The sequence below is a fragment of the Cupriavidus sp. UME77 genome, from assembly GCF_014170355.1.
GTDB classification, from domain to species: Bacteria; Pseudomonadota; Gammaproteobacteria; order Burkholderiales; family Burkholderiaceae; genus Cupriavidus; species Cupriavidus basilensis.
This window is the reverse complement of sequence record NZ_LZZU01000086.1, coordinates 20826-45697: the sequence shown is the minus strand read 5'-3', so window position 1 is coordinate 45697 and position 24872 is coordinate 20826. Positions and strand designations below refer to the sequence as shown.

Here is a 24872-nt window from a genome sequence, read left to right as displayed (position 1 = left end):
ATGCAAACCGTAACCTTCCCGCTGGAGGGCGAGCATATCGCCCTGAACGACCTGCTCAAGGTCGCCGGCGTGTGCGACAGCGGCGGCGCCGGCAAGGCGCTGGTGGCGGCCGGCGAAGTCTCGGTCGACGGCGCGGTGGAATCGCGCAAGACCGCCAAGATCCGCGCCGGCCAGGTGGTCAGCGTGGCTGGCGTGAAAATCCGCGTGGTGGCAGCCTGAGGCCGTCGCCTTCGCATGCACGCCCGGCGCCCGGCCAGTCCGGTCGCCGGGCGTTTTCCTCCAAGCAAAGGAAATGACAATGCCGATCGCATTCTGGTGTGTGCTGCTGGCGGGGATCCTGCCCGTCGTGACGGTGGGCGTGGCCAAGGCGAGCGGACGCGCCTACGACAACCACGACCCGCGCGGCTGGCTGGAAAAGCAGGCCGGGCGCGCGCGGCGCGCCGACATGGCGCACCGCAATCACTTCGAGGCCTTCCCCTTCTTCGCCGCGGCCGTGCTGTGCGCCACGCACCTGCAAGCACCGGCGGCGCGCATCGATGAACTGGCGCTGGTCTTCCTTGCCGCGCGCATCCTTTACACCGTGTGCTACCTGGCCGATCGCGCCACCTTGCGCACGCTGTGCTGGACCATCGGCTTCCTGTCGGTGATCGGTATCTTCCTGTTGCCGGTGTTCGTCCACTGAGGACACGCATCATGCGGCTTTCGACAACCGTCGCTTGCGTGCTCTGCCTGCTGGCGCCGTGCCTGCCCGGCATGGCGCAGGCGGAGCCCGTCAACTTCACGGTGGACCCGACGCACACCACGGTGTATTTCGCCGCCACCCACTTTGAGCGGACCTCGGTGCGCGGGCGCTTCGGCAAGATCGATGGCCGCATCAGCTTTGACGAAGCCAGCGGCAGCGGCGCGATCGATTTCACGGTCGATGCCGACTCGGTCGATTCCGGCAACCGCACGCTGGACGGCATCCTGCGCTCGGCCCAGTTTCTCGATGCCCAGAATTTTCCCGTGGTCCGGCTGCGCGCGAATCGCTTCGTGCGGGACGGGGACCGGCTGGTGGCCGTGGAAGGCGAGCTGACCCTGCATGGCGTTACGCAGCCGCTGCGGCTGGAGGCCGAGCGCTTCAGCTGCGGCGAGATCTCCCTGTTCGGCATCAAGCGCCACGTGTGCGGCGGAGACTTCCGCGCCGTGCTCTCGCGCAGCGCGTTTGGCATGACCCGCTTCCTGCCAGATGTCGGCGATACCGTGGTTCTGACCCTGTCGGTGGAAGCCACGCCAGCCCTGCCGGCGCTGGAGTGACAGCCACGCCACGCTCGCCTTCCTGCCGCCGCGACATGTCGGCCCCGCGACACCTGAAAGCCGAAATTCTTCTGTAGAATCAGCGGTTTGCATTTTTCCGGCCGGCCCTTTCCCGGCCTCCGCCTGAACGGGGAACCCGAGAACAATGATCACGATTCAAGTTGGGGATGTGGTGGCGGCCTCGCTAGCCGCCGCGGGCGCCTGCCTGATCTGCAGTATCCCGATGGCCTTCCTGCGCAATTTCCCCGCGTGGGCGCTGCGCACCTATGGGCGCCGCGCGGTGCTGGTGCCCCTGCTGATCCTGCCGGTAGGCAGCTGGCTGGCCAGCCTGGCCCTGTCGGGACAGATCGACAGCCCCGCCGGGCACGCCATGGTGATCGCCATCGCGTTTCTCTGCCTGACGCTGGCGTCGGCGCTGCTGCGCTACTACCTGAGCGATTACAAGAAATCCCGCTGAAACGCCGCCAGGCCCACCATGAGCACGCCCCTGCGCTTTGACATCGAGGCCGGCGCCGAAACGCTGGCTGCCGACCGCATCGACACCGGCAACGGCGCGAGCTGCCTGCTGCTGCACGGCGCAGGCAACAGCCACCGCGCACGCTGGCTGGCCTTGCGCCAGGCGCTTGCCGCGCGGGGCGTGGGCAGCGTTGCCATCGATTTCTCCGGCCACGGCGAAAGCTCTGCGCGCACGCCCAACTCGCTGGCCAAGCGCCTGCGCGAAGCCCGGGCGGCGCTGGCGCACCTTGACGGCACCGCCCCGCGGGCCGTGATCGGTATCAGCATGAGCGGGGAAATCGCCGTGCGGCTGGCCGCGGACCCGCGCAACCATATCGGTCGGCTGCTGACGCTGGTGGGTGCCGCCTATGACCCCGCCGCGTTCGAGCTTCCCTTCGGCCCGGCCTTTACTGCAGTGCTGCGCACCCCCGGCAGTTGGCGCGCCTCGCTCGCCTTCGACCTCATTGCCGGGTTCCGCGGCCGCCTGACGCTGGTACGCGGCGCCGAGGATGCGGTCATTCCGCCCGGCATCGCCGATACGCTCGCCGAGCGCGCCGGCCTGGCCGAGCGCGTGGAGGTGATCGACCTGCCGGAGACCGGCCACTTGCTGGGCGAGGCCTGGCAAAACCAGCCCGGCTTTGCCAACAGGCTGAGTGCGATCGCGCTACGCGCCGTGGGCGCCTGAGCGGGCACTTGAAAGTCCGGCGCGAGATCGCCCTGCCCGATTCACGTATGATGCGGCCTTTCGCTTCTCGCAGCCTTTGCCGCCCCCGCTTCCTTCATGGCTCTTAAATCCACCATCTACAAGGCCGAACTGTCCGTCTCCGACATGGATCGGCCCTATTACGGCAGCCACGCCCTGACCATTGCCAAGCACCCGTCGGAAAACGACGCGCGCATGATGGTGCGGCTGCTGGCCTTTGCCTGCGAAGCCAGCGACACCTTGACCTTCACCCGCGGCCTGGACGAGCCCGACGAGCCGGACCTGTGGGAGAAGACCCTCACCGGCGACGTCGCACACTGGATCGAGCTGGGCCAGCCCGACGAATCGCGCCTGAAGCGCGCCGCGGCCCGTGCCGATCGCGTCACCGTGTTCACCTACAATGGTGCGAGCGCGCGTGAATGGTGGAAGGGCATGGCCGGCAAGGCTGGCAAGCTGCGCAACGTGACCATTTACAATGTGCCGGCCGAGGCGGTAGAAGCACTTGCCGCCCTGGCCCAGCGCGCCATGCGGCTGTCGGTGACGATCCAGGATAGCGAGATCTGGGTCAGCGACGACGACCACAACGTCCGCATCACGCTCGAAGTCCTGCAACAGCCCGCGGGCTGAGCCAAACCCGTTCAACCAATCCGCCCGGTGCGGCCGGTTTGCCGCCAGCCTCATCGAACCCGTGACCCTCGCTGATACAGCACAAGGAAGCCATCCATGAATACCACTCCCTCCGGCCTGCAATTTGAAGACACCGTCACCGGCGAAGGCGCCGAAGCCACGGCAGGCAAGCATGTCACGGTGCACTACACCGGCTGGCTCTACGAGAACGAGCAAGCCGGCCGCAAGTTCGACTCGAGCAAGGACCGCAACGACCCGTTCGTGTTCCCGCTGGGCGCCGGCCACGTCATCCGCGGCTGGGATGAAGGCGTGCAAGGCATGAAGGTTGGCGGCACTCGCCGCCTGGTGATCCCGGCCGAGCTGGGCTACGGCGCGCGCGGCGCGGGCGGCGTGATCCCGCCGAACGCCACGCTGCTGTTCGAAGTGGAACTGCTGGCAGTCTGATCGCCTGGCCGCCGCTACGGCGGCGGCCAATCGCATCCGTCCGCGCCTTGCGCGGATCGCACAAGAATGAGGGGCGCCCACGGGCGCCCCTCATTGCATTGCGTGTATTGCGCCGCGGACAGGCCGCGATCAGAAACTGATCGCGGCGTTGCCCACGTCGACCCGGACCTTGTCGCGGTCCAGCAGGCGGGCGGCATGGCGGGCGTAGTCCTGGGCCCACGCGGCATCGCCGCTGAAGCGCTGCTCGCCGGAGAACTTGGCCACGCTGAGGATCTTGTCGATCACCAGCACCTTGCCGACCGGACTGGAGGCCTGGCAATCAAGCTCGGCGTACTCGCGGTCGAACCAGCGCCAGCCAGCATCCTCGGTGACCGCAGCCAACTCTGCGTCGCCAATGGTGAAGCCAAATTCCTTGCCGGTACCGAAAACTACCGTGAGCGTGCGCGCCATAGCCTGTTCTCCTGGTTGATGCCCCATTGTAAAGACATAGCAGGCGAAACCGCCACCTTGCCCAGCAGATAGTGCCAGTCCGCGACAGGAATCCCTGCGTCACCCGGACAATTCGCAGCGCGGCGCCAGCACCGCCTGCGCCACCTCGGCGCCTGGCTGCTGCGCGAAGGCGACCCAGGCCAGCTTGCGCGGGTCGGCCCCGCTTGGCAGCGGCACGCTGCCCGACCAGGCCAGCCCCTCGGCCGGCACCGCGAAGGGGCCCAGCCAGAGCCGCACGACACGCTCGTGATGCAGCGTGGCGCCTTGGTTCTCGCCGGCCTTCACCGACGACACCAGCCCGTCCTCGACCAGCGCGGCATAGGCCTGCAGTGGCCCTGAGCGGGCCGCCGGCGTCACGCTCAGCGCAACCTGCACTTGCCCGGCGGAGAGCGCCTGCCAGCCCAGCCGAAGCGAGGCGCCGGGCGCTTGCGCGTTAATCTCGGCCACGCGCGCCGCGACCTCGCCTGCGTCGTGCCAGCGGCGCTGCTCGCGCGCGCCGACAAACACCTCGGGCGTATATACCGTATGACTGCCGACGGCGCCCGCCAGCGCGCGCTGGCGGGCAGTAAACACCGGGCTGGCAAAGCGGTCGCGCCAGCCCAGGCTGTCCCAGTAGTCGACGTGCAGCGCCAACGCCAGCGCCTGCGAGGCTGGCAGCCGAGCGGCCTGCGTGCCGAGCCAGTGATCGGCAGGCGGACAGCTGTTACAGCCCTCCGAGGTGTAGAGCTCGATCAACGCTAGCCGCTGGGGCGGGCTGTCATGCAGGCATGCGGCCGGCACGGCGCTGGCCGCCGCGCGCACCGGGCCGGCCAGCGCAGCGAGCAACAGCATCGGCGCCCAGCGCATTGGCCAAGACCTGGGCTTGCAGGATTTGCGCGATGGGGTGCGCGGCCCGGCTTCCCGGTGCGCGATGGCATCGGCCTGGGCCGATTGTTCGAGATGCTTGTGCATGCTGGACCTCCGAAGGCTGCCTGACCGTTGTCAGTCGCATACAGCCTGCCGGACCTTACAGACATTTCTGCGTGCCATGTGGTTTCCATGCCGCCTGCCACGCAGCTTTGGATTATGCTTGCATCATGGCCATCACCCGACAAGATCTCGAAACAGATCGGCTGCGTGCTTCTCTTTGCAGCACGCCGGTGGCTTCCTCGCTACTTCCCGAAGAAGCTTTCGAGCGTTCTCTGCGCGCTACGCTGGACCAGCGGCCGGACTCGCCCGGGCTGGCCGGCGATGTCCTGCTGTTCGGCTATGGCTCGCTGATCTGGAACCCGATGGTGATTCACACGGACCGCCAGCTGGCTACCGTGCATGGCTACCACCGCGGCTTCTACCTGTACTCGCGCATCAACCGCGGCACCTGGGACGACCCGGGCCTGGTGCTCGCGCTGGACCGCGGCGGCTCGTGCCAGGGCGTCGTCTTCCGCATCCCCCATCACATGATCGAGCAGGAATTCCGTCTGCTGTGGCGCCGCGAGATGCTGACCGGCGCCTACCATCCCCGCTGGCTCAATGTGAAGATGAACGGCAGCCCGCGGCAGCGCGCCCTGGCCTTCGTGATGAATCGCGAGCACGAAGCCTATGCCGGACGCTTGCCGGACGACCGCGTGGTGGCCTGCCTGCGCCACGCCTGTGGCCTGTACGGCCCGGCCCGCGAGTACCTGCAGCAGACGCTGCTTGGCCTTGCCACCAACGGGGTCGACGACCCCTACCTGGGCCGGCTCTGGCGCCGGCTGCAAGATACGGATGCCACGGCCGCACAAGCTGTCAGCGAACCCGCCTGACCCAGGATCGACCAGGATGCCACGCCCTGCTGCCCGCCCCCGCCGACTGGTGCTTGCCGAAGTGCTGGGGCTGACCGGATTGCTGATGGGCGGCGCGCTACTGGCCGGACCCGGCGGATCGACGCTGGCCGCGCGCCCTGCCAGCAGCGGCGCGGCCCAGTCATCGCCGCGCTCGCATGGGCACGGCGCTGCCGGCTCCACCGCTGGCGCGCACGATAGCGTTGGCGGACTCGACCGCAATCTCCTTGCCGCGGCAACGCTGGGAGACCTCGAACTGGTCAAGCGCTTGCTGGCTTCGGGCGCTTCCGCCCAGGCCGCCGACGAGCACGGCCGCAGTGCCTTGCTGGTGGCGGTCTACAGCCGCCATACCGAGGTTGCCAAGGCACTGGTGGCGGCCGGTGCCGATGTCAACCGCAAGGACATGGAATCCAACAGCCCCTTCCTGCTGGCCGCGGCCACCGGGCAGCTCGAGCTGGTGCAACTGGCGCTGGCGCATGGGGCCGACCTCAACAGCACGGACAGCTACGACAACACCGCCCTGATCGCCGCGTGCGAGCATGGCAACACCGAAGTGGTGAAGGTGTTGTTGAAAGCCGGCGTGGCGGTCGACCATGTCAATCGCCAGGGCTGGACCGCCTTGCTGGAGACCATCGTCATGGGCGACGGCAGCGCGCGGTATGAAGATACGGTGCAGTTGCTGCTGGACGCGGGCGCGGACGCCAACCTTGCCGACCGGGATGGCACCACCCCGACCCGGCACGCCCGCGAGCGCAGCTACAAGACCATGGTGAAGATGCTGGTGCGCGTGCGCGGGCACTGACGCGGGCACGGATGTGCCCGCGCATCCCGCTGAGGCGACGCTAGCCGCTCAGGCCACTCAGGCCACTCAGGCCACTCAGGCCGCTGGCTTCGACTCCGCGCTGCGCGCGTTCTCGCTCTCCTGCAGCGCGCGCCACATCACCTTGCCCGTGCCCGACTTAGGCAGCGCGTCGACAAACTCCACCACGCGCGGGTACTTGTAGGCCGCCATGTTTTCCTTGGCCCACTCGATGATGTCCTCGGGCGTGGTCTTGCCCTTGGCATGCGTCTTGAGCACTACCACCGCCTTCACGGTTTCGCCCCGATACGCATCGCGCGTGCCGATGATGCAGGCCTCTTGCACGTCGGGATGCTTGTACAGCAGGTTCTCCACCTCGGCCGGCCATACCTTGAAGCCCGACGCGTTGATCATGCGCTTGAGCCGGTCGGTGATGAAGTAGTAGCCCTCTTCGTCCATGCGGCCCAGGTCGCCGGTGCGGAAGAAGGTCTTGCCATCGAACTCGATGAAGGCATCGCGCGTGGCATCCGGCTTGCCCCAGTAGCCCTTGAACACCTGCGGGCCGCACACGATGATCTCGCCAGTCTCGTTGACCGCCACTTCCTTGAGCGTGACCGGGTCGATCACGCGCGCGTCGGTATTTAAGGTGGGCACGCCCAGGCACTGCAGCTTCGGCCGGTCGCCCGGATTGCTGTGGGTTGGCGCCATGGTCTCGGACAGGCCATAGCCTTCAATGTAGTTAAGGCCGAACTGCTGCTTCAGGCGCTCCGCTACCGCCTGCGGCATGGCCGCGCCGCCGCCGCCGATATAGCGCAGGCTCGACAGGTCGAACTGGTCCAGGTTCGGGCTGCCCAGGAAGTCGATCACCATGGTCGGGATATTGGTCCAGTGCGTGACCTGGAAGCGCGAGATCAGCCGGCCCGCGACTTCGCGGTCCCAGCGCGGCAGCATCACCACGGTGGCGCCGCTGTAGATCGGGCCGTTCATGCCGTACTGCATGCCGGTCACGTGAAACAACGGCAGCACCGCCAGAATCGTCGATTCCGCGCCGCTGCCGCTCCAGATGCCGCCGCCGATCACGTTATGCATGACGGAGCGGTGGGTGTGGATGCAGCCCTTGGGAAAGCCGGTGGTGCCCGAGGTGTAGGGCATCACCGCCATATCGTCCGGGCCCGCGGTATGCGGGCCGGGCACCAGTTGCGCGGCAAGCGCATCGGCCCAGGGGGTGGCGCCGGCCGGCAGCGGATGCTGCGTGGTCAGCCAGGCGCCCGGAGCGTCTTCGGGGTTCTCGTAGCTGGCCGGCAGCGCATCGCTGTATTGCGTGACCAGCAGGTGCTGCAGGCGCTGCTCGGGCGGCAACTCGTTGTTGGCCTGCTCGGCGCCCATGGCCAGATCCGCGCTGCAGATCGCCACGCTGGCCTGCGCGTCGGTGATGTAGTGCTTGAACTCCTCGGACCGGTTCATCGGATTGACCGGCACGACCACGGCATCCGCGCGCAGGATCGCGTAATAGGCAATGATGAACTGCGGGCAGTTCTGCATATACAGCAGCACCCGGTCGCCCTTCTTCACGCCGGCCTTTTGCTGCAGCCAGCCCGCCATGGCGCTGGCCTGGGCTTCCAGCGCCCGGAAGGTGATGGCGTTGCCGAAATACCGGATGGCCGCCTTGTCGGCGTAGCGATGGGCGGAGACCACCAGGTTGTACCAGAGCGAGGTCTCCGGCAGCACGATCTCGGTGGGCACGCGCTTGGGCCAGAACTGGAAATGCGGGCGCGCGGGCTGGGGGGTCTGCATAAAGGTCTCCTGTGCGGTCTATCCGACCTGGTCTTGGATGCGAGGCGAGAGATGAATTTGTCGAAACCAGCAATCAGTCAAGCAATATAACCGAACGACCGTTCTTTTTTCAATCCATCGCTTACCCTTGCCTGCGCCGGCATCATGCCGCGCGGCGTGCAAAGGTTGCATTCGGCCGCACGGTCCCAATATGCAAGAGAAGACGTCTTTGCGCGAGTGGAGCCTTTCGCGCGGGCGTTCCCCACTCCGAGGCCAAGCCATGAGCGACGTAACCCTGCAGAATTTTGACGCCGACGTGATCGAGACGTCGCGCCACATCCCCGTGCTGGTGGATTTCTGGGCACCGTGGTGCGGCCCTTGCCGCACCTTGGGGCCGATGCTGGAAAAGCTTGAGGGCGAGGCGGCCGGCAAATGGCGGCTGGCCAAGGTAAACGTGGATGAGAACCAGGAACTGGCCTCGCATTTCGGCGTGCGCAGCATTCCCCACGTGGTGGCATTCGCCGACGGCCAGGCGGTGGACCAGTTCACCGGCGTGCTGCCGGAATCCGGACTGCGCGAGTTCATTGCCCGGGTGATGCCAGACCCGGGCAGGGTGGCCCTGCGTGCTGCCCGCGACGCTGCCAGCGCGGGCGACCGCGAGGCGGCCAGGTCGGCGTTCCAGGCGGCGCTGGCGTTCGACCCCGGCTTCGATGCGGCTCGCCTTGAATACATCGGCTTGCTGCTGGATGAAGACGCACTGGACCAGGCCCAGGCCGAGTTCGGCATGCTCTCCCCCAAGGCGGCCGAGGAGGACGGGTACGCGGCGCTCGCCACCCGGATCGAGGCCATGCGCGGTGCCTCGGACCTGCCCGATGCGGCCACCCTGGCGGCCCGTGTCGCCGACGCCCCCGGCGACCTGCAGGCGCGGCTGGACCTGGCGCGCGCGCTGATTGCGCACAGGCAATATGAGCCGGCGCTGGAGCAACTGCTGGCCATCGCGCGCACGGATCGCACCTTCGAGGACGATATCGGCCGCACGGCCATGCTGTCGGTATTCAAGCTGATGAGCGACCAGCCCGACGTGGTGTCGCGCTATCGCCGGCTGCTGGCCTCGGCGCTCAATTAAACTGGCGGGTGAACGCGGCGGGCCGGGCCCGCCGTTTTATTTCACTGCAACCGCCCTGTTCCGCCGTGACTGCCTCCCCACCCTGCCTGATCGACTTCCAGACCAACCCCGAACCGCTGCCCAGCCACGATCGCCCACGCCCGGACCGGCTGGTTGCCGGCAACCCGGACCGCACCACCTGGACGCACTACAGCGCCAGCCAGGGCGATTTCGATTGCGGCATCTGGGCTTGCGAGCCGGGCGCGTGGCGCATTGCGTTTCCGGCTGGCAAGGAGGAGTTCTTCCATGTCATCAGCGGCCGCCTGCGCATCAGCGACGACGCGGGCAACGCCCGTGAATTCGGCCCCGGCGACGCCTGCGTGATTCCGGCCGGCTTCACCGGCCTGTTCGAGGTGCTCGAACCGGTGCGCAAGCACTTTGTCGTGCTGGACCGGGCTGCCGCCGACGCAATCTAAGGCATCCAGGGGGCATCCGGGCCATCCGGGCCATTTAGCCCGCCTGCTCCGACGGTGCCTCGATCAGGCTAAAGCCGTTCTCGCGCATGTGGTTGACCATCATTGCGTCCATCGCCTTCACGTGCTGGTCGAACCAGCCGGGCAGCTCCGACAAGAGCCGCCGGCCCAGCGCCAGGTCGCCCTCGGCCACCTTGTCGCGCACCGCGCTGGCCACCGCCAGCACCTGCTCGTGCTCGCCGCGGTGGCAGTGCTGCGGGCCGAAGGCCATCGCCTCCATCCACGCTTCCTCCTGGCCGAAATGATGGCGGGTATGGTCGATCCACTCGTCCAGGGCTGCCAGGAAGCCCGCATCGTCGGCGCGCGTGGCGGCATCCAGCAGCTGGACGAATTCGGCGTGGGTGGCATCGGTGACCGGCTCGCCCAACAGCAGGTCGGGGGCCAGCGTGGCGGTGCCAGGCGAAGAGGAATCGGTCATATCGGAAGGGACAACATCGCGAAAACCGCAAGGATACCGAATCCGCGGCGGCCCGGGCTGATCCAGGACAAACCGCAGCGCCGCCAAGGACGGCGGCACGCGAGGGGTATGCTCAGGGCTGGCTCCATCACCGCACCAGGCTGATCCCTGGCTTCCCATGCCCCGACTGCTCTTCTTCTGCGGCCATGCCGGCACCGGCAAGACCACCCTGGCCCACCGCCTGATCGGCCCACTCATGCAGGCCACCGGTGAGCCGTTCTGCCTGCTCGACAAGGACACGCTCTACGGCGGCTACAGCGCCGCGGCAATGGGCGCGCTCACCGGCGACCCGAACGACCGTGACAGCCCGACCTATCTCAAGTACCTGCGCAATGCGGAATATCATGGCCTGCTGGATACCGCGCGGGAGAACCTCGCCCTGGGCATCAGCGTGATCGTGGTGGGCCCGCTATCGCGCGAGGTGCGCGACCACCTGCTGCACGATCCCGAATGGCTGCGCGTGCCCGCCGGCACCATCGTGCGCACCCTGTGGGTGCACCTGCCGGAGGACGAGGCGCATGCGCGCATCGTCAAGCGCGCCAATCCCAACGATGCCTACAAGCTGGCGCACTGGGACGACTACCGCACCCGGCGCTTCATGCCCGATCCGGCGCGGTACCCCGAGTTGGCCTACTTCGACAATACGGCGCCGGACGACGCCGCGCTGAACGCGCTGCTCGCCACGCTCGCGGCGTAGCCATCCGCGGCCATGCTCATTCCGGCGCCGTGGAAACGTCCGGCGCCGCGAGGGCGGCCAGCACGCTGGACGCCGCCACCATCCCGAACACCGCGGTGACCGCCACCGAGGAGCCGAAGCCGGCGCAGGCCAGTCCCTGCGGGCCGGCCGGCGGCTCGGCCGAGGCGCCTGGCGCGGCTTGCGGGGCCTCGTCGATCTCGCAGGACTGCTGCTCGGGCTCGGGATAGCGCAGCGGCTCGTCGGAGAAGACCGCGTCGATGCCGAACTTGCGCTTGGGGTTGCGCGGCCAGCCCCAGTCCTTGCGCAGGGTGGAGCGCACCTTGGCCAGCAGCGGATCCTGCACAGTGCGGGAAAAGTCGACCACGCGGATGCGGGTCGGGTCGAGCTGGCCGCCGGCGCCGCCGCAGGTGATGATGCGCCGGCCCACGCGGCGGGCCCAGCCCAGCATGGCGATCTTGACCTTGACCGAGTCGATCGCATCAATGATGTAGTCGTGCCCGTCGAGCAGTTCGACCAGATTCTCCGGGGTCACGAAATCGTCCACCTCGGTCACCCGGCAGCGCGGGTTGATCTGCACCATGCGCTCCGCCATGGCCTGCACCTTGGCGCGGCCATAGGCGTCGCCCAGCGCGTGGATCTGGCGGTTGGTGTTGGACACCGCGATATGGTCCAGGTCGATCAGCGTGACACGGCCGACCGCGTTGCGCGCCAGCGCCTCGGCCGCCCAGCTGCCCACCCCGCCGATGCCGACCACGCAAACGCTGGCCGCCTCCAGCCGCGCCAGGCCCGCCGCGCCGTACAGGCGCGCCACGCCGCCGAAGCGCCGGTGATAATCGTCATCCTCCGGGCTCTCGTGGGTAAGGGCCGGCGGCAGTTGCGCCAGCTCCGGTTCCGGCTGGGTGGAGGTTGCGGGGACGGGGTTGCTCATTTCTACGCTCGAAGCTGGCTGAATTGGAGGACACTGCGGGGGAAAAGCGCGCGTTGCCGCACCTTGTCAGCCAAGCGCCGACAGGGGAGCGGGGCGCGCAACTATACAATACCCACAGCAGTGGTTCGATCGCCGCATTGTCTCGCAGAGCGCGCGCGGCTGCCGGCGCCAACCAGGAAACCGATCCCATGCCCCTGCGCCACAAGGCCGTTCTCTGGAGTGTACTGACACCGCTGGTGCTGATCGCGGCGCTTGTCGTGATCATTCTGACCTTCGACTGGAATCGCCTCAAGCCGTGGCTGAACCAGAAGGTTACCGAGGCCATCGGCCGGCCCTTTGCCGTCAATGGCGACCTCACCCTGACCTGGCGCAGCGCCGAGGGCGAGACCGGCTGGCACACCTGGGTCCCCTGGCCACGCCTGTCTGCCCGGGATATCACCGTCGGCAACCCCGAATGGGCACAGGAGGCCAACTTTGCCACCGTGCGCGAGCTGATCTTCGTGCTACGCCCGCTGCCCCTGCTCTCCCACCAGATCTCGATCCCCAGCATTACCGTCGACAGCCCCGCGGTCTGGCTGGAGCGGCTGGCCGACCAGCGCAACAACTGGACCTTCGTCACGCCCGCCGGCAAGGCGCCATCGCCATGGCGGCTCGACATCGGCAAGATCTCGCTGGCGCGCGGCGACCTGGCGCTGAACGACCAGGCCATGAAGATTGAGCTGCAGGCGCGCCTGGACACCATCGGCGACGCTGCCCTCTACGACAAGACCCGCGACGGCACCCTGATCGCGCCCCCGGCATCCAGCACGGCCAGCGCGGTCGGCCAGCCTGGCGGCGCTGGCGCCGCCGGCAACGCCAGCCAGCGCTATGGCCTGCGCTGGAAGGCCACGGGACGCTACAACCAGGCCACCATCAACGCCACCGGCAAGGCCGGCACCGTGCTGAGCCTGCGCGACACCCAGGACCCCTTCCCGCTGCAGGCCGATATGCGGGTGGGCAACACCCGCGTGGTGGTGGAGGGCACGCTGACCAACCCCGCCCACCTGGGCGCGCTCGACATGCACCTGCAGCTGTCCGGCGACAATATGGCCCAGCTGTACGCGCTGACCGGCATCGTGCTGCCGAGCACCCCGCCCTACGAGACCCGCGGCCGGCTGGTTGCCACCTTGCGCAAAGGGGCTTCCGTTTACCGGTACGACAAGTTTTCCGGGCGCGTCGGCGGCAGCGACCTGAGCGGCTCGCTCACCTACACGCAGCGCCAGCCACGTGCCCTGCTGTCAGGCGAACTGGAATCGAAGCAACTGCGCTTTGAGGACCTGGCCCCGCTGATCGGTGCGGACGCCAAGCCCGGGCAGGCAGCATCCGACAGCACAGTGCGCCAGCCCGCCGGCAAAGCGCTGCCGGTGGCGCCGTTCCGCACCGAGCGCTGGGACAGCATCGACGCCGACGTGAAGTTCACCGGCAAGCGCATCATCCGCACCGCCGACCTGCCGATCACCGACCTCGTCACCCACCTCAAGCTCGACGATGGCGTGCTGACACTGGATCCGCTGAACTTTGGCGTGGCCGGCGGCAACCTGATGTCGTCGCTGCAACTCAACGGCAAGCGCGAGCCGCTCGCCGCCACCATCGACATGAAGGCGCGCCACCTCCAGCTCAAGCAACTGTTCCCGAAGTTCGAGTCGATGCGCGCCAGCGTGGGTGAGGTCAATGGCAGCGCCAAGCTGAGCGCCACCGGCAACTCGGTGGCGGCCTTGTTGGGCTCGTCCAATGGCGAGGCCAAGCTGCTGGTGGAAAACGGCACCGTCAGCAAGTTTCTGCTCGAGGCCATGGGCCTGAACGTGGGCAGCGTGGTGATCTCCAAGCTGTTCGGCGACAAGCCGGTGCAGATCCATTGCGGCGTCAGCGATTTCAGCTTCACCAACGGCGTGGCGCGCTCGCGCGTCTTCGTCATCGACACCCAGGACGCCGTGATCGACACCAGCGGCGCCATCGACCTTGGCAGCGAGCGGCTGGCGCTCACCGTGCGGCCGGATTCCAAGGGGCTGCGCATCTTCTCGCTGCGCTCGCCGCTCTATGTGGGCGGCACGCTGAAGAAGCCCTCGGTCAGCCCGGACATCGGCGTGCTGGCCTTGCGCGCTGGCGGCGTGGTGGCACTGGCGCTGGTCGCGCCGGTGGCCACGGCAGTCCTGCCCCTGATCGATCTATCGACCGCACCCGACAGCCAGTGCGGCAAGCTGCTGGCGGAGATTCGCACGCGCCCGACCGCGCCGGCGCCGGGCCAGGCCTACCGCGACCCGAAGACCGGCATGACCAGCCAGGCGGCCGGCCCTGCCCCTTCGCCGGACGCGCAAGCCGCGCCCGGCGCTTCGGCACCCGTCAAGCCCACTGCACCGCCGCGCCCCGCCGCATCCGATCGGCCAGCGCCAGGCAATACGCTCTATCAGGGCGGCTGACCGGCGGTGCGCCGCGCGGTTGCAAGCCGGTCGTTGCTTGCTTGCGACGCCTTGCGCCCCCTCCCGCCGTCGACGCAATTACGCAACACTTTGGTGCATTGCAACGCAAGGCATCGTTGTGCATCGCCCACATTCGGCCGCATAATTAAACGGCCATTTACAACGAAGTTTCCAATACGTGGCATGAAGCGGATGTCTGGCTCCGATGCATTTCGAGGCTGGCGTCCTTCTCAGGGTGCGGTTTCGGCCGCACTTGTTTTTCCCGATTTCCCCTCCAGCCCCCGCCCCTGCATGACGCCGCTACATGCCACCGTCCCGCCGATCAGCTGCCTGATCGCCCTAACGGTGTGCAACCACGTAGCCTTCAATGCCAGCCGCGTCGTGGTTTCACTGTTTGCCCTCTCGCTCAAAGCCTCGACCGTCACGCTCGGCATCCTGATGTCGCTCTATGCGTTGCTGCCGATGCTGCTGGCGATCCATGCCGGCAAGCGCATCGACGAGATCGGGCCGCGCAAGCCGATGACCGCAGGTTCCTTGATGGTAGTCGCGGGCACGCTGCTGCCGGCGGTGTGGCCGGGCATCGCGGCGCTCTACCTTTCCTGCGCGCTGATCGGCGTCGGCTTCATGCTGGTGCAGGTCGCCATGCAATTGCTGATCGGGCAGATTTCCACCGATGGCACGCGGCTGCGCAACTACACGCTCCAGGCGCTTGGATTCTCGTTCTCCGGCACGCTGGGCCCGGTGATGATGGGCTATGTGATCGAGCACGCTGGCTACCGCCCGGCTTTCTTTGTGCTGGTGGCGGTGGCGGCCGCAGGGCTGGTCGGCCTGTACTTCATGCGCGGGCGGCTGCCGGCACAAGGCGGGCGCGCCGCGCGCGGCGCCATCGTGGACGGCACCCGTAACTCCACATTGGGCTTGCTTGCCCACCCGGAGTTGCGCGCGGTCTTTATCGCCAGCGCGGTCCTGTCGGCGGCCTGGGACCTGCACGCCTTCCTCATTCCCATCCAGGGCACCCGGGTTGGCCTTTCGCCGTCGTCGGTCGGCTGGGTGCTGGGCGCCTTCGCCATTGCCACCTTCGCCATCCGCGTGGCAATGCCGCTGGTGTCGCGCCGGCTCTCTGAGTGGAAGGTGATTCGGGTCGCGCTGCTGGTCGGGGCGCTGGCCTACCTGCTCTACCCCTTCGCGGCCGAGTTCTGGCTGATGTGCTGCCTGGCCTTCCTGCTGGGCCTGGCGCTCGGCAGCGCCCAGCCCAACGTCATGAACATCCTGCACACGGCCTCGCCCACCGGGCGCGCCGGCGAGGCACTGGGATTGCGCTCGGCCGTGCTCAATACCAGCCAGGTGGTGTGGCCGCTGACCTTTGGCGTGGTCGGCACGGCGCTTGGCATGCTGCCGATTTTCCTGTCGATGGCAGGGGCGATGGGCGTGGCCGGCTATTACTCGCGCGGCCAGGCCCGCAAGCTGCCCCAGCCGCCGGCCTGAGGCGCCCACGGCATCACGCATGAGTTGCTTAGGCGCAAATGCGGTCCGCTGCGCTTTCGCTATACTCAAATCAGACAGGCCGCCGGCGCCGTGCATGCTTGCCCCGCGCGCGGCCTGCTGACTCGATACCTCATCCGACATGACCCAACTCGCCGACCTCCGCCGCACCTACGTACTCGGATCGCTGTCCGAATCCGACGTGGCGTCCGATCCCATCAGCCAGTTCCAGCGCTGGTTCGATGAAGCCATCCACGCCAAGCTCCCGGAACCCAATGCCATGACGCTGGCCACCGTCGACGCCGACGGCCAGCCCTCGGCACGCATTGTGCTGCTCAAGGCCATGGACGCCAAGGGCTTTACGTTCTTCACCAACTACGAAAGCCGCAAGGGCCTGGACCTTGCCGCCAACCCGCGCGCAGCGCTGCTGTTTCACTGGGTGCAGCTGGAGCGCCAGGTGCGCGTGGAAGGACGCGTTGAAAAAGTTACCGATAGCGAGAGCGATGCTTACTACGCGACGCGTCCGCTCGGCTCGCGCCTCGGGGCGTGGGCCTCGGAGCAGAGCCGCGAGGTGGCGGACCGCACGGTGCTGGAGCAGCGCGAAGCGGATTTCCGCGCCAAGTTCGGCGATAACCCGCCGCGGCCGGCGCACTGGGGCGGGTACCGGCTGGTGCCGACCCGCATCGAGTACTGGCAGGGACGCCCGTCGCGCCTGCACGACCGGATCGCCTACCGCCTGGCGCCGGATGGCAGCTGGCAGATCGTGCGTCTGTCGCCCTGAGCGCCATGAGCGCGGTGCCGCAGGCCGCCAAGGCCGCGCACTGCACAAAATTAGGAATTGTCGTAAAGTAAGTCAGGGTCGCTTTCGGGTTTTGTGAGGAGGCGGCCATCAGGAGCAGGCCCCGCCTGCCCTGTGCTGTAGTTCGAGGAGTGTGCCGCAACCATCAGGAGGGAGGCCGCATGTTTTTCAAGCAAGCACTGGACAAGCAACTGGACCACTGGATCGCCGATCTGCGCGACCGGGCCAATCTCCCTGTGAGACTGCGGCTATGGAACGGCAACGAGTATCCACTCGGCCGCTTCGAACATCCCGCGGTGACCCTGACCATACGCGAGGCGGGTGCCCTGCCCCTGTTGCTCACGCCCAGCCTCGACAATCTCGGCGAAGCCTATGTCCAGGAAAAGATCGATCTGGACGGCACGCTCAGCGACATCATCGCCGTGGCTTACCGCTTCTCGGCTGCCGCCAGCGCGCAGGCCGGTGGCGCACTGGCACGGGTGGCCCAGCATTTCGCCCACACCAAGGCGGCGGACAAGGCCTCGATCCAATATCACTACGACGTATCCAACGCGTTCTACCGGCTCTGGCTGGACCCGGGCATGGTGTACTCCTGCGCCTACTTCGAGCATGGCAATGAAGACCTCGCCACCGCCCAGCGCAAGAAGATCGACCACATCCTGACCAAGATCCGGCTGCAGCCCGGACAGACCTTGCTCGACATCGGCTGCGGCTGGGGCGCGCTGGTCATCCGCGCGGCGGAGAAGTTCGGCGCGCGCTGCGTGGGCATCACGCTGTCGCAAAACCAGTTCGACCTGGCAACCGAACGCGTCAGGCAGGCGGGCCTTTCCGACCGCATCGAGATCCGTTTGCAGGATTACCGCGACACGGCCGGCACCTTCGACCGCATCACCAGCGTCGGCATGTTCGAGCACGTCGGCAAGGACAACCTGCAAGCCTATTTCGGCCACATGCGCGAGTTGCTCGCCGATGATGGCTTCGCCATGAACCACGGCATCACGTCGCCCGACCCCGACAGCGGCGCCACGCCCATGGACGGCTCCGAGTTCATGGACCGCTACGTGTTCCCGCAGGGCGAGCTGCCGCACATCGGCATGGTGCTCAACACCCTGCAGCGCGGCGGCCTGGAGGCCACCGATGTGGAGTTGATGCGCGGCCACTACCGGCGCACGCTGCAACATTGGGCGGACAACTTCGAAGCGCAGGGTGATACCATCCGCGCCATGGTGGGCGAGAAGAAATACCGCATCTGGCGCGTCTACCTGGCAGGCTGCGGCCATGCCTTCGATACCGACCAGATGTCGATCTACCAGGTGGTTTGCCACAAGGCCGGCCTCTCATCGCAGAGCTTGCCCTGGTCGCGCCGCTACATCTACGACAAATCGCTTGACTGAAAATCGGCTTGACTGAAGACCTGTTCGGCGGCCTGCTGGAGCCGCCAGGGGTGGCCGCTGCCGGCAATGCCGCACCGCTTGCCTCACCCACACTGACCGATGCCGCCGGCACCAAGCCATCCCGTGGCAAGAGCGTGCTGGCGCCGCCCCCGGACCCCGCGCTGCTGGCATTGGCGCAACGCCTGCCGGCCGGGCTGCATCTCGGCACGTCGTCATGGTCCTATAACGGCTGGAACGGATTGGTCTATCAAGGCGAGTACACGGACAGCCTGCTCTCGCGCAAAGGCCTGGCCGCCTACTCGCAGCATCCCTTGCTGCGTGCCGCCGGCATCGATCGCGGGTTCTACGCGCCGATCCCGCTTGCCGACTACGTTGCCTACGCGGCCCAGGTGCCCGCGCACTTCCGCTTCCTGGTCAAGGCACCTGCCAGCGTTTGCGATCCGTGGCTGCGCACCTCCGAGGGCGCCGGCCGGCTGGCCAACGCCAGCTTCCTCGATGCCGAGATCGCCGCGCGCGATTTCGTCGCGCCGGCCGCCGCGGGCCTTGGCGCCAAGTGTGGGCCACTGCTGTTCCAGCTTTCCCCGCTAGGCGCGATGGCCGCCGACAGCGCCGGCTTCCTGGCGCGGCTCGACGCCTTCCTGGGCGCCCTGCCCGCGCTCGACGCCGCCACGACACCGCACGCCTGCTACGGCGTGGAGCTGCGCGATGCCGCCTTGCTCACGCCGCGCTTCATCAAGCTGCTGCGCGCACGCGGCGTGCGTTTCTGCCTGTCCGCGCGCGAGCGCATGCCGCCGGCCGAACGGCAACTGCCGGCACAAGCACTCATGGACGAGGGCGCACCAGGACCGCTGGTGCTGCGGTGGATGTTGCATGCGGGCTTTGCCTACGAGCAAGCCGAATCCCGCTACGCGCCATTTGACCGGCTGATCGACGAAGACCCGCATACCCGCGCGGTGATCGCCGAGCAGGTGGTGCGCACGCTGCGCGCGGGCCAGCCCGCCTATGTGATCGTCAGCAACAAGGCGGAAGGCTCGGCGCCGTTGACTTGCGTGCGGCTGGCCGAGGCCATTGCCGAGCGGCTGGAAGCGAGCTGAGCGCAAGCCCGGCGCATCAGCGATTCAGGTGATGCGCGAACTTCTGCCGGAATTTGGCCAGCTTGGGTGAAATCACAAACGAGCAATAGCCCTGGTTCGGGTGGTTCTGAAAGTAATTCTGGTGGCCTTCCTCCGCGCGCCAGTACGGCTGCGTGGGCTCGATCTGCGTCACCAGCGGCGCATCGTAGAGTTTTTGCTCCGCCACCTCCCGCATCACATACTCGGCCATGGCGCGCTGCGGCTCCGTGTTGGTGAAAATCACCGAGCGGTACTGCGTGCCGACATCGTTGCCCTGCCGGTTGAGGGTGGTGGGATCGTGGATGGCGAAGAATATCTCCAGGATCTCACGGTACTTGATCACCGTGGGATCAAAGGTCACGCGCACCACTTCGGCGTGCCCGGTGTCGCCGCCGCACACCTGTTCGTAAGTCGGATGGTTTACGTGGCCGCCGGTATAGCCCGACTCCACGGCCCGTACGCCCTTGACTTGCTGGTACACCGCTTCCAGGCACCAGAAGCAACCACCGCCCAGCGTGGCAATCTCATGCTCGTTGTCCATCTTGATCTCTCCGGCTCATGACTATTCATGACTATAGGTAGCATACTCGTTCGCCACTCACCGCGCCGCCGGAGACTGCCATGGACGCCGCGCCTAACGGATCGGCAAAGCAACCGGCCGGATTGGCGCGGCGTCGGCCCCGCGGAACTTCAATGAGGCGCCGATAAAAGCGAACTGGTAGACGCGCTCGCGCGACAAGGCCTCCAGGTTCACCAGTTCGATGATCGGTGCGCCCTGCTGCGCCAGCAAATAAGTATGGACCGGGATGTAGTTGTCGGGCACCTCCGCCGGGAACGTCTCGAAGCTCAGGTTATCGGCCCCCACCACCATGGCGCCCCCTTCCTCGACCAGGAACCTGGCCGCATCCAGTCCCAGGCCCGGCGGGTTGGCCATATAGGCCTGGGCATTTTCATAGTGCTGCATACGCCCGGTGCGGATCAGCACCACATCGCCCTGCTCCAGCGCCACGCCTTGCTTGTCCAGCGCTTCGCGCAGGTCCTTGCGCGTCACGCGGTAGTTGTCGGGCAGCATGTCCACCCCCTTGGCCGCGGCCACGTCGATCAGCACGCCACGGGCGACGATCGGCGGCAGCTTCTCCGCGCCCGTCACTTTCCAGCCGCGATCGCCCAGGTGCTCGGCAGCGGAATAGCCATTCCAGATTTTGCCGTTCAGGCCGAAGTGGTTGAGCGCATCGATATGCGTGCCCATGTGGGCATACATGGAAACCGCCGAGCCGCTGTAGCTGACGTGCCGGTTCATCGCCTCGCCCACCTGCATGGAATCGGCCACCAGGTTGCCGTGCGGGGTATGGGTCATCCACATCTGGTAGGGCGGATCGCCGGCGGCCTGCCAGCTCGGCATGCCGATGAAGTAGTCCACCGCCAGGTCGTAGGCCTGCGTGCCGGAAACCCGCGCCATGATGGCCGCGCGCGAGGCCGGGGTAATCAGGTTGAGGCGGCCGATCTCATCCTTGGGGCCCCAGGGGCTGACGCCCACCTGGGGCGCCGCGCCGGCGGCGCCGCTCAGTAGCGCGAACAACAGCGGCAGGGAAAAAGCGGCCAGGCGGCGCGTAGCGCTGGCGGCAGGGGTGAGACGAAAGGACATAGGGGACTCCTGACTGGATTGGCGGTTTCCACAGCAACGTGGAAGGCATGCCGCCATCCTATTAGGCGCGCGATGGTAGATAATCTGCGAATTCGGACAAACATATTCAACTGGCGGGAAAATATATGGATCTGCTCGCGGCGATGCGCACCTTCCGGCGCGTGGTGGAACGCGATAGCTTCAGCCAGGCTGCCGCCGATCTCGGGCAGTCGACCGCCGCAGTCAGCAAGCAGGTGCGCCAGTTGGAGGCGCGCCTGGGCGCGCTGCTGATCCAGCGCACCACGCGCCGCATGCGCCTGTCGGAAACCGGCCGCGCCTACTTTGCCGAATGCTGCCGCCTGCTCGACGAGCTCGATGCGCTGGAGCGGGCCACGGCCGCTGGCACGGATGAGATCAGCGGCCGCCTGCGCGTGAACGCGCCGCTATCGTTCGGGCTCAAGGTGCTCTCACCCCTGCTGGTGACGTTCATGGCGCGCTATCCGCAGGTACAGGTCGAGCTGACCCTGGACGACCGCTTGCTGGACGTGGTGTCGGAGGGCTTCGACGTCTCGCTGCGCATCCGCTCGGCATTGACGGACTCGTCCCTCATCGCGCGGCGGCTCGGCGAGGTAGAGCAAACCATCTGCGCCGCCCCCGCCTACCTGGCAGCGCGCGGCACGCCGCGCACCGTCGAGGACCTGCGCAGCCACGACTGCCTGGCCTACCAGTTGGCCGACTATCCCGGCAGCTGGCACCTGGAAGGTCCGCAAGGCAGCACCAGCATCGAAGTGCCCGCGCGCTTCTCGGCCAACAACAGCCTGTTGCTCAGCGATATGCTGCTGGCCGGGCTTGGCATCGGCGCGCTGCCCTCGTTCATCGCGCTGCCCTTGCTGGCGCGCGGCGAGCTGGTCAGGGTGCTGCCGGAGCATGCGCTGGCCGGCCGGAGCATCTATGCGCTCTATGCCAGCCACCGGCACCTGCAACGGAAGGTGGGCGCGTTCGTGGCGTTCCTGGCCGAGGCTCTGCAAGGCCAGCCGGACGCTAGCGCAACGACGCCGCCACCATCGCCCGCAACTGTGGCTTGAGCACCTTGCCAAGCGCGCTCTTGGGCAGGCTGTCCACCAGCACCACCCGCTGCGGCAGCTTGAACCGCGCAATCGACAGCGCCAGCGCTTCACGCAGCGCCTCTGGCGCCAGCGCGGCGCGATCCGCGCCGGCGGCAGCCACCACGACGGCAACCGGCACCTCGCCCCAGCGCGCGTGCGGCAGCCCCACCACCGCGCAATCCAGCACGCCGGGCAGGCCCAGCAGCGCGTTCTCGATCTCGGCCGGATAGATGTTCTCCCCGCCCGAGATGATCATGTCCTTGCTGCGGCCAACTACCTCGATGCAACCATCGGCATTGCGATGCGCAAGGTCACCCGAGCGAAACCAGCCATCGCGGAAATCCGGATGGTCAGGCTGCCGCCAGTAACCCTGCATCAGGTTGGCGCCCGCGAGCCAGAGCTCGCCCACTTCGCCGTCGGCGACCGCAATGCCTTGCGCATCGGCTAGCCGCACCTGCACCTCCGGCTGGGGCCAGCCGGCATAGCCGGCCCTGGCCTTGGCCTGGTCCAGGCGCAGCACGACCGATACGGGACCGGTCTCGGTAGCGCCGTAGACCTGCCCGAGCGCGACGCCGCGCGCATGGAAGGCATCGATATACGCACGGGGAATCGGCGAGGAACCAGCCATCACGCCGCGTAGCGATGAAAGATCCGCGCCTGGCCAGGCGGGATGTTCCAGCACCGCGCGCAGCGTGGCTGGCACCATCAGCGACAGCGTGGGCTGCGCCCGCGCGCACGCATCGAGCCAGGCATCCGGCGCGAAACGCTGGTGCAATGTCACCTGCGCCCCGGCCAGCAATGCCGGCAGCGTCTGGATGCACAGGCCGCCCACATGGAACAGCGGCAGCACGGACAAAACATGGTCGTGCCGCGTCATGCCGTGCGCCCACCAGCTCGCGCGCGCGTTGGCCAGCAGGCCAGCCTGCGTGTGCAGCGCGCCCTTGGGATGGCCAGTGGAGCCGGAGGTGTAGACCAGCAGCAGCGGTGCCTCGCCGGGCGGCTGCGATGGCCCCGGCAGGGGTGTGTCCAGCGGCGCCGGCCGGTCGATCAGGCTATCGATCGGCGCCCGCGCGGCAGGCTCCGGCAGGGCGGCAGCCACCGCCGCCGCGGCCTGCGCGTGCGGCGCATCGTGGAACAGCACGCGAATGCCCGCATGCGCGGCGATGGCGCCCAGCTCCGGCACGGCCAGCCGGAAGTTCAGCGGCACGAAGATGGCCCCGAGCCTTGCGCACGCGAACAGGATGGCGAGCTGCAGATCGTGGTTCAGGCACAGCGTGCCCACGCGATCGCCCGGCTGCACGCCCCAGGTGCCAGCCAGGTGCGCGCAGACGCGTTCCACGCGGCGCCACAGCTTGCCGTAGTCGATGGTATGGCCCAGGCTATGCAGCGCCGGGCGCAGGGGTGCGGCGCTGACGTGCGCATGCAGCGTGCGCAGCAGCGCGCCCGGCTCCGGCGTGCCAGCGAACAGCCGGTTGGCGCGCTCGCTCATTCGTCACGCTCGCCCGACTCGTACAGCGTCTCGCGCCCCATGCGGTCCAGGATCAGCTCGGCGGTCCAGGGCAGCATCAGCGCGCCGCAGCGCGAATCGCGATAGAGCCGCTCCAGCGGCAGGTCCTTGAGCATGGACTGGCCGCCGCAGGTGCGGATCGCCAGCCGGGCGATGTCGTTGGCGCCTTCCATCACACTGTAGTGCGCAGCGTACAGCCGCATGCGCGCATCCTTCCCCGGGCTGGCGCAGGCTTCATGAATCACGCGCCAGAAGATCGAGCGCATGTTCTCCAACTGGATGCGCATCTGCGCCACGGCGATCTGCTTGGTGGGATACATGCGGCGCTTCACCGGCGGCTGGCCCGGCACTTCGCCGCGCAGGTACTGCACGGTAAAGTCGTATGCGGCCTGCGCCACGCCGAGATAGGTCGGCGAGAGCGTGAAGAACATGGCTGGCCAGGTCTGCGCCGCTTTGTAATAAACGCCGCGCGGCATCAGCTGCTCCTGGTCGGCGACGAACACATCCTTGAGCAGCAGCGTGCGCGACACCGTGCCGCGCATGCCCATCGGATCCCACTCGCCGGTCACGGTGAGGCCTTCGGCCTCGCCCGGCACCGCGATATAGAGCGTGTCGCGCATATCGGGCGAATGGTCCGCGCACTCCTCCGTGCAGAGGATGCCGTAGTAGTCCGCGGCGCCCGACAGCGATGCGAAGATCTTGCGGCCATTGAGCACCCAGCCGCCTTCGACCTTGCGTGCGCTGGTGCCGAAGGGCGCGCGCCCGGCTGCGGCGGCCGAGCCCTCCGAGAAGGGCTGAGCGTAGATCGCGCCGCCCCTCACCACGCGCGCAAAGTGCAGCTCGCGCCGGGACTCATGCTCGGCACGCTGCTCGGGCGTCATGGCGATGCCGTCGGCCAGCATGCCGGTCCACATGGTGGAGCAGATGTGCATGTTGTAGGTCAGCGCGGTGGCGCCACAGAAGCGGCCGATCTCTGCGCCCACCATGCAATACGTGGCGAAGTCCGCGCCCTCTCCGCCAAACTCGCGCGGCACGCACAAGGCCAGCAGGCCGGCCTCGCGCAAATCGTCGTAGTTGGCAAAGGGGAAGCTGGCCTCGCGGTCCCACTGCGCCGCGCGCGGGGCAAAGCGCTCGCGGCCGAGCCGGTTGGCGAGCGTCAGCAGGCGCTCCTGCGCCTCGGTGAAATCGGCACTGCCGACGGCGGGGATGAAGTCCAGTGGCATGATCGTGTCTCCCGGGCATCGGCC

At 67.6% G+C, this 24872-nt stretch carries 27 protein-coding genes; 18 read left to right on the top strand and 9 right to left on the bottom strand.

Going from position 1 to position 24872, the window contains the following annotated elements; genetic code table 11:
• From A9975_RS31955 to A9975_RS31925, 7 genes are all read left to right on the top strand, one after another.
• Positions 1–219, top strand: coding sequence for an RNA-binding S4 domain-containing protein (locus tag A9975_RS31955; RefSeq protein WP_043348411.1), 219 nt, complete (start codon positions 1–3; stop codon positions 217–219).
• Between the two features lie 79 nt (positions 220–298).
• Positions 299–682, top strand: coding sequence for an MAPEG family protein (locus A9975_RS31950; RefSeq protein ID WP_150984151.1), 384 nt, complete (start codon positions 299–301; stop codon positions 680–682).
• Positions 683–753: 71 nt separating this feature from the next.
• Positions 754–1296, top strand: coding sequence for a YceI family protein (locus A9975_RS31945; RefSeq protein WP_183036455.1), 543 nt, complete (start codon positions 754–756; stop codon positions 1294–1296).
• A 145-nt stretch (positions 1297–1441) separates the two neighbouring features.
• Positions 1442–1753: a hypothetical protein gene (locus A9975_RS31940; RefSeq protein WP_183036240.1), complete on the top strand. Its 312-nt coding sequence runs from the start codon at positions 1442–1444 to the stop codon at positions 1751–1753.
• Between the two features lie 18 nt (positions 1754–1771).
• Positions 1772–2476, top strand: a complete 705-nt coding sequence (locus A9975_RS31935; RefSeq protein ID WP_183036239.1) for an alpha/beta hydrolase — start codon at positions 1772–1774, stop codon at positions 2474–2476.
• Positions 2477–2572: 96 nt separating this feature from the next.
• Positions 2573–3121, top strand: a complete 549-nt coding sequence (locus A9975_RS31930; protein WP_183036238.1) for a YaeQ family protein — start codon at positions 2573–2575, stop codon at positions 3119–3121.
• A 96-nt stretch (positions 3122–3217) separates the two neighbouring features.
• A complete protein-coding gene (locus tag A9975_RS31925) occupies positions 3218–3565 on the top strand; it encodes an FKBP-type peptidyl-prolyl cis-trans isomerase (RefSeq protein WP_006162999.1) in 348 nt (115 codons plus the stop codon).
• Between the two features lie 129 nt (positions 3566–3694).
• Here A9975_RS31925 and A9975_RS31920 read toward each other — a convergent pair whose 3' ends face one another.
• Complete coding sequence (locus tag A9975_RS31920) at positions 3695–4015, bottom strand: hypothetical protein (RefSeq protein ID WP_043348426.1); 321 nt, start codon at positions 4013–4015, stop codon at positions 3695–3697.
• A 99-nt stretch (positions 4016–4114) separates the two neighbouring features.
• Positions 4115–5005 (bottom strand): DUF1223 domain-containing protein, encoded by an 891-nt coding sequence (locus A9975_RS31915; RefSeq protein WP_183036237.1) that lies wholly within the window; start codon positions 5003–5005, stop codon positions 4115–4117.
• Between the two features lie 125 nt (positions 5006–5130).
• Between A9975_RS31915 and A9975_RS31910 the strand changes: the two genes are divergently transcribed.
• Together A9975_RS31910 and A9975_RS31905 are read left to right on the top strand one after the other, a co-directional pair.
• Positions 5131–5835 (top strand): gamma-glutamylcyclotransferase, encoded by a 705-nt coding sequence (locus A9975_RS31910; protein ID WP_183036236.1) that lies wholly within the window; start codon positions 5131–5133, stop codon positions 5833–5835.
• A gap of 16 nt (positions 5836–5851) precedes the next feature.
• Positions 5852–6655, top strand: a complete 804-nt coding sequence (locus tag A9975_RS31905) for an ankyrin repeat domain-containing protein (RefSeq protein ID WP_183036235.1) — start codon at positions 5852–5854, stop codon at positions 6653–6655.
• Between the two features lie 75 nt (positions 6656–6730).
• On the opposite strand, the gene A9975_RS31900 is transcribed toward A9975_RS31905, so the two are convergent.
• A complete protein-coding gene (locus tag A9975_RS31900) occupies positions 6731–8446 on the bottom strand; it encodes a long-chain fatty acid--CoA ligase (RefSeq protein WP_183036234.1) in 1716 nt (571 codons plus the stop codon).
• A 259-nt stretch (positions 8447–8705) separates the two neighbouring features.
• Here A9975_RS31900 and trxA point away from each other — a divergent pair, with 259 nt between their 5' ends.
• Together trxA and A9975_RS31890 are read left to right on the top strand one after the other, a co-directional pair.
• Positions 8706–9551, top strand: coding sequence for a thioredoxin (trxA, locus tag A9975_RS31895; RefSeq protein ID WP_183036233.1), 846 nt, complete (start codon positions 8706–8708; stop codon positions 9549–9551).
• Positions 9552–9616: 65 nt separating this feature from the next.
• Entirely contained in the window at positions 9617–10006 is a 390-nt protein-coding gene (locus A9975_RS31890; protein ID WP_183036232.1) for a cupin domain-containing protein, read from the top strand.
• Positions 10007–10040: 34 nt separating this feature from the next.
• Here the strand turns inward: A9975_RS31890 and A9975_RS31885 are convergent, their stop codons facing one another.
• The gene (locus tag A9975_RS31885) at positions 10041–10481 is read right to left on the bottom strand and encodes a bacteriohemerythrin (protein WP_183036231.1); all 441 of its coding nucleotides are present in this window, start codon (positions 10479–10481) and stop codon (positions 10041–10043) included.
• A 157-nt stretch (positions 10482–10638) separates the two neighbouring features.
• On the opposite strand from A9975_RS31885, the gene A9975_RS31880 reads away from it, so the two are divergent.
• Positions 10639–11217: an ATP-binding protein gene (locus tag A9975_RS31880; protein WP_183036230.1), complete on the top strand. Its 579-nt coding sequence runs from the start codon at positions 10639–10641 to the stop codon at positions 11215–11217.
• A 16-nt stretch (positions 11218–11233) separates the two neighbouring features.
• On the opposite strand, the gene tcdA is transcribed toward A9975_RS31880, so the two are convergent.
• Positions 11234–12145: a tRNA cyclic N6-threonylcarbamoyladenosine(37) synthase TcdA gene (gene tcdA / locus A9975_RS31875; protein WP_183036229.1), complete on the bottom strand. Its 912-nt coding sequence runs from the start codon at positions 12143–12145 to the stop codon at positions 11234–11236.
• A 188-nt stretch (positions 12146–12333) separates the two neighbouring features.
• Here tcdA and A9975_RS31870 point away from each other — a divergent pair, with 188 nt between their 5' ends.
• The 5 genes from A9975_RS31870 to A9975_RS31850 all read left to right on the top strand — a co-directional run bounded on the left by A9975_RS31870 (position 12334) and on the right by A9975_RS31850 (position 19370).
• Positions 12334–14601, top strand: coding sequence for an AsmA family protein (locus A9975_RS31870; RefSeq protein WP_183036228.1), 2268 nt, complete (start codon positions 12334–12336; stop codon positions 14599–14601).
• 291 nt (positions 14602–14892) lie between these two features.
• On the top strand, positions 14893–16086 hold the full coding sequence (locus tag A9975_RS31865; RefSeq protein WP_183036227.1) for an MFS transporter: 1194 nt from the start codon (positions 14893–14895) through the stop codon (positions 16084–16086).
• 139 nt (positions 16087–16225) lie between these two features.
• Positions 16226–16864, top strand: a complete 639-nt coding sequence (gene pdxH / locus A9975_RS31860) for a pyridoxamine 5'-phosphate oxidase (RefSeq protein WP_183036226.1) — start codon at positions 16226–16228, stop codon at positions 16862–16864.
• A gap of 179 nt (positions 16865–17043) precedes the next feature.
• Positions 17044–18276, top strand: coding sequence for a cyclopropane-fatty-acyl-phospholipid synthase family protein (locus A9975_RS31855; RefSeq protein WP_183036225.1), 1233 nt, complete (start codon positions 17044–17046; stop codon positions 18274–18276).
• 8 nt (positions 18277–18284) lie between these two features.
• Positions 18285–19370: a DUF72 domain-containing protein gene (locus tag A9975_RS31850; protein WP_183036224.1), complete on the top strand. Its 1086-nt coding sequence runs from the start codon at positions 18285–18287 to the stop codon at positions 19368–19370.
• A 16-nt stretch (positions 19371–19386) separates the two neighbouring features.
• Here A9975_RS31850 and msrA read toward each other — a convergent pair whose 3' ends face one another.
• The gene (msrA, locus tag A9975_RS31845; RefSeq protein ID WP_150984133.1) at positions 19387–19929 is read right to left on the bottom strand and encodes a peptide-methionine (S)-S-oxide reductase MsrA; all 543 of its coding nucleotides are present in this window, start codon (positions 19927–19929) and stop codon (positions 19387–19389) included.
• Positions 19930–20022: 93 nt separating this feature from the next.
• A complete protein-coding gene (locus tag A9975_RS31840; RefSeq protein WP_183036223.1) occupies positions 20023–21033 on the bottom strand; it encodes a cyclase family protein in 1011 nt (336 codons plus the stop codon).
• Positions 21034–21158: 125 nt separating this feature from the next.
• Between A9975_RS31840 and A9975_RS31835 the strand changes: the two genes are divergently transcribed.
• Positions 21159–22097 carry a LysR family transcriptional regulator gene (locus A9975_RS31835; RefSeq protein WP_183036222.1) on the top strand — a complete coding sequence of 313 codons (939 nt, stop codon included), beginning with the start codon at positions 21159–21161 and terminating at the stop codon, positions 22095–22097.
• On the opposite strand, the gene A9975_RS31830 is transcribed toward A9975_RS31835, so the two are convergent.
• Together A9975_RS31830 and A9975_RS31825 are read right to left on the bottom strand one after the other, a co-directional pair.
• Complete coding sequence (locus A9975_RS31830) at positions 22054–23607, bottom strand: class I adenylate-forming enzyme family protein (RefSeq protein ID WP_183036221.1); 1554 nt, start codon at positions 23605–23607, stop codon at positions 22054–22056. The two genes, A9975_RS31835 and A9975_RS31830, sit on opposite strands and share 44 nt — an antisense overlap.
• A complete protein-coding gene (locus tag A9975_RS31825; RefSeq protein ID WP_183036220.1) occupies positions 23604–24848 on the bottom strand; it encodes an acyl-CoA dehydrogenase family protein in 1245 nt (414 codons plus the stop codon). Before A9975_RS31825 ends, A9975_RS31830 begins: the two co-directional genes overlap by 4 nt.
• Positions 24849–24872: the final 24 nt, after the last annotated feature.

Bases quoted from the DNA above. Each gene is read 5' to 3' on its own strand.
- A9975_RS31885 (WP_183036231.1), bottom strand. From the start codon at position 10,481: ATGACCGATTCCTCTTCGCCTGGCACCGCCACGCTGGCCCCCGACCTG.
- A9975_RS31865 (WP_183036227.1), top strand. From the start codon at position 14,893: ATGACGCCGCTACATGCCACCGTCCCGCCGATCAGCTGCCTGATCGCC.
- A9975_RS31900 (WP_183036234.1), bottom strand. From the start codon at position 8,446: ATGCAGACCCCCCAGCCCGCGCGCCCGCATTTCCAGTTCTGGCCCAAG.
- A9975_RS31935 (WP_183036239.1), top strand. From the start codon at position 1,772: ATGAGCACGCCCCTGCGCTTTGACATCGAGGCCGGCGCCGAAACGCTG.
- A9975_RS31825 (WP_183036220.1), bottom strand. From the start codon at position 24,848: ATGCCACTGGACTTCATCCCCGCCGTCGGCAGTGCCGATTTCACCGAG.
- A9975_RS31915 (WP_183036237.1), bottom strand. From the start codon at position 5,005: ATGCACAAGCATCTCGAACAATCGGCCCAGGCCGATGCCATCGCGCAC.
- A9975_RS31880 (WP_183036230.1), top strand. From the start codon at position 10,639: ATGCCCCGACTGCTCTTCTTCTGCGGCCATGCCGGCACCGGCAAGACC.
- A9975_RS31940 (WP_183036240.1), top strand. From the start codon at position 1,442: ATGATCACGATTCAAGTTGGGGATGTGGTGGCGGCCTCGCTAGCCGCC.
- tcdA (WP_183036229.1), bottom strand. From the start codon at position 12,145: ATGAGCAACCCCGTCCCCGCAACCTCCACCCAGCCGGAACCGGAGCTG.
- A9975_RS31930 (WP_183036238.1), top strand. From the start codon at position 2,573: ATGGCTCTTAAATCCACCATCTACAAGGCCGAACTGTCCGTCTCCGAC.
- A9975_RS31840 (WP_183036223.1), bottom strand. From the start codon at position 21,033: ATGTCCTTTCGTCTCACCCCTGCCGCCAGCGCTACGCGCCGCCTGGCC.
- trxA (WP_183036233.1), top strand. From the start codon at position 8,706: ATGAGCGACGTAACCCTGCAGAATTTTGACGCCGACGTGATCGAGACG.
- A9975_RS31870 (WP_183036228.1), top strand. From the start codon at position 12,334: ATGCCCCTGCGCCACAAGGCCGTTCTCTGGAGTGTACTGACACCGCTG.
- A9975_RS31920 (WP_043348426.1), bottom strand. From the start codon at position 4,015: ATGGCGCGCACGCTCACGGTAGTTTTCGGTACCGGCAAGGAATTTGGC.
- A9975_RS31830 (WP_183036221.1), bottom strand. From the start codon at position 23,607: ATGAGCGAGCGCGCCAACCGGCTGTTCGCTGGCACGCCGGAGCCGGGC.
- A9975_RS31910 (WP_183036236.1), top strand. From the start codon at position 5,131: ATGGCCATCACCCGACAAGATCTCGAAACAGATCGGCTGCGTGCTTCT.
- A9975_RS31945 (WP_183036455.1), top strand. From the start codon at position 754: ATGGCGCAGGCGGAGCCCGTCAACTTCACGGTGGACCCGACGCACACC.
- A9975_RS31835 (WP_183036222.1), top strand. From the start codon at position 21,159: ATGGATCTGCTCGCGGCGATGCGCACCTTCCGGCGCGTGGTGGAACGC.
- msrA (WP_150984133.1), bottom strand. From the start codon at position 19,929: ATGGACAACGAGCATGAGATTGCCACGCTGGGCGGTGGTTGCTTCTGG.
- A9975_RS31855 (WP_183036225.1), top strand. From the start codon at position 17,044: ATGTTTTTCAAGCAAGCACTGGACAAGCAACTGGACCACTGGATCGCC.
- pdxH (WP_183036226.1), top strand. From the start codon at position 16,226: ATGACCCAACTCGCCGACCTCCGCCGCACCTACGTACTCGGATCGCTG.
- A9975_RS31925 (WP_006162999.1), top strand. From the start codon at position 3,218: ATGAATACCACTCCCTCCGGCCTGCAATTTGAAGACACCGTCACCGGC.
- A9975_RS31955 (WP_043348411.1), top strand. From the start codon at position 1: ATGCAAACCGTAACCTTCCCGCTGGAGGGCGAGCATATCGCCCTGAAC.
- A9975_RS31905 (WP_183036235.1), top strand. From the start codon at position 5,852: ATGCCACGCCCTGCTGCCCGCCCCCGCCGACTGGTGCTTGCCGAAGTG.
- A9975_RS31950 (WP_150984151.1), top strand. From the start codon at position 299: ATGCCGATCGCATTCTGGTGTGTGCTGCTGGCGGGGATCCTGCCCGTC.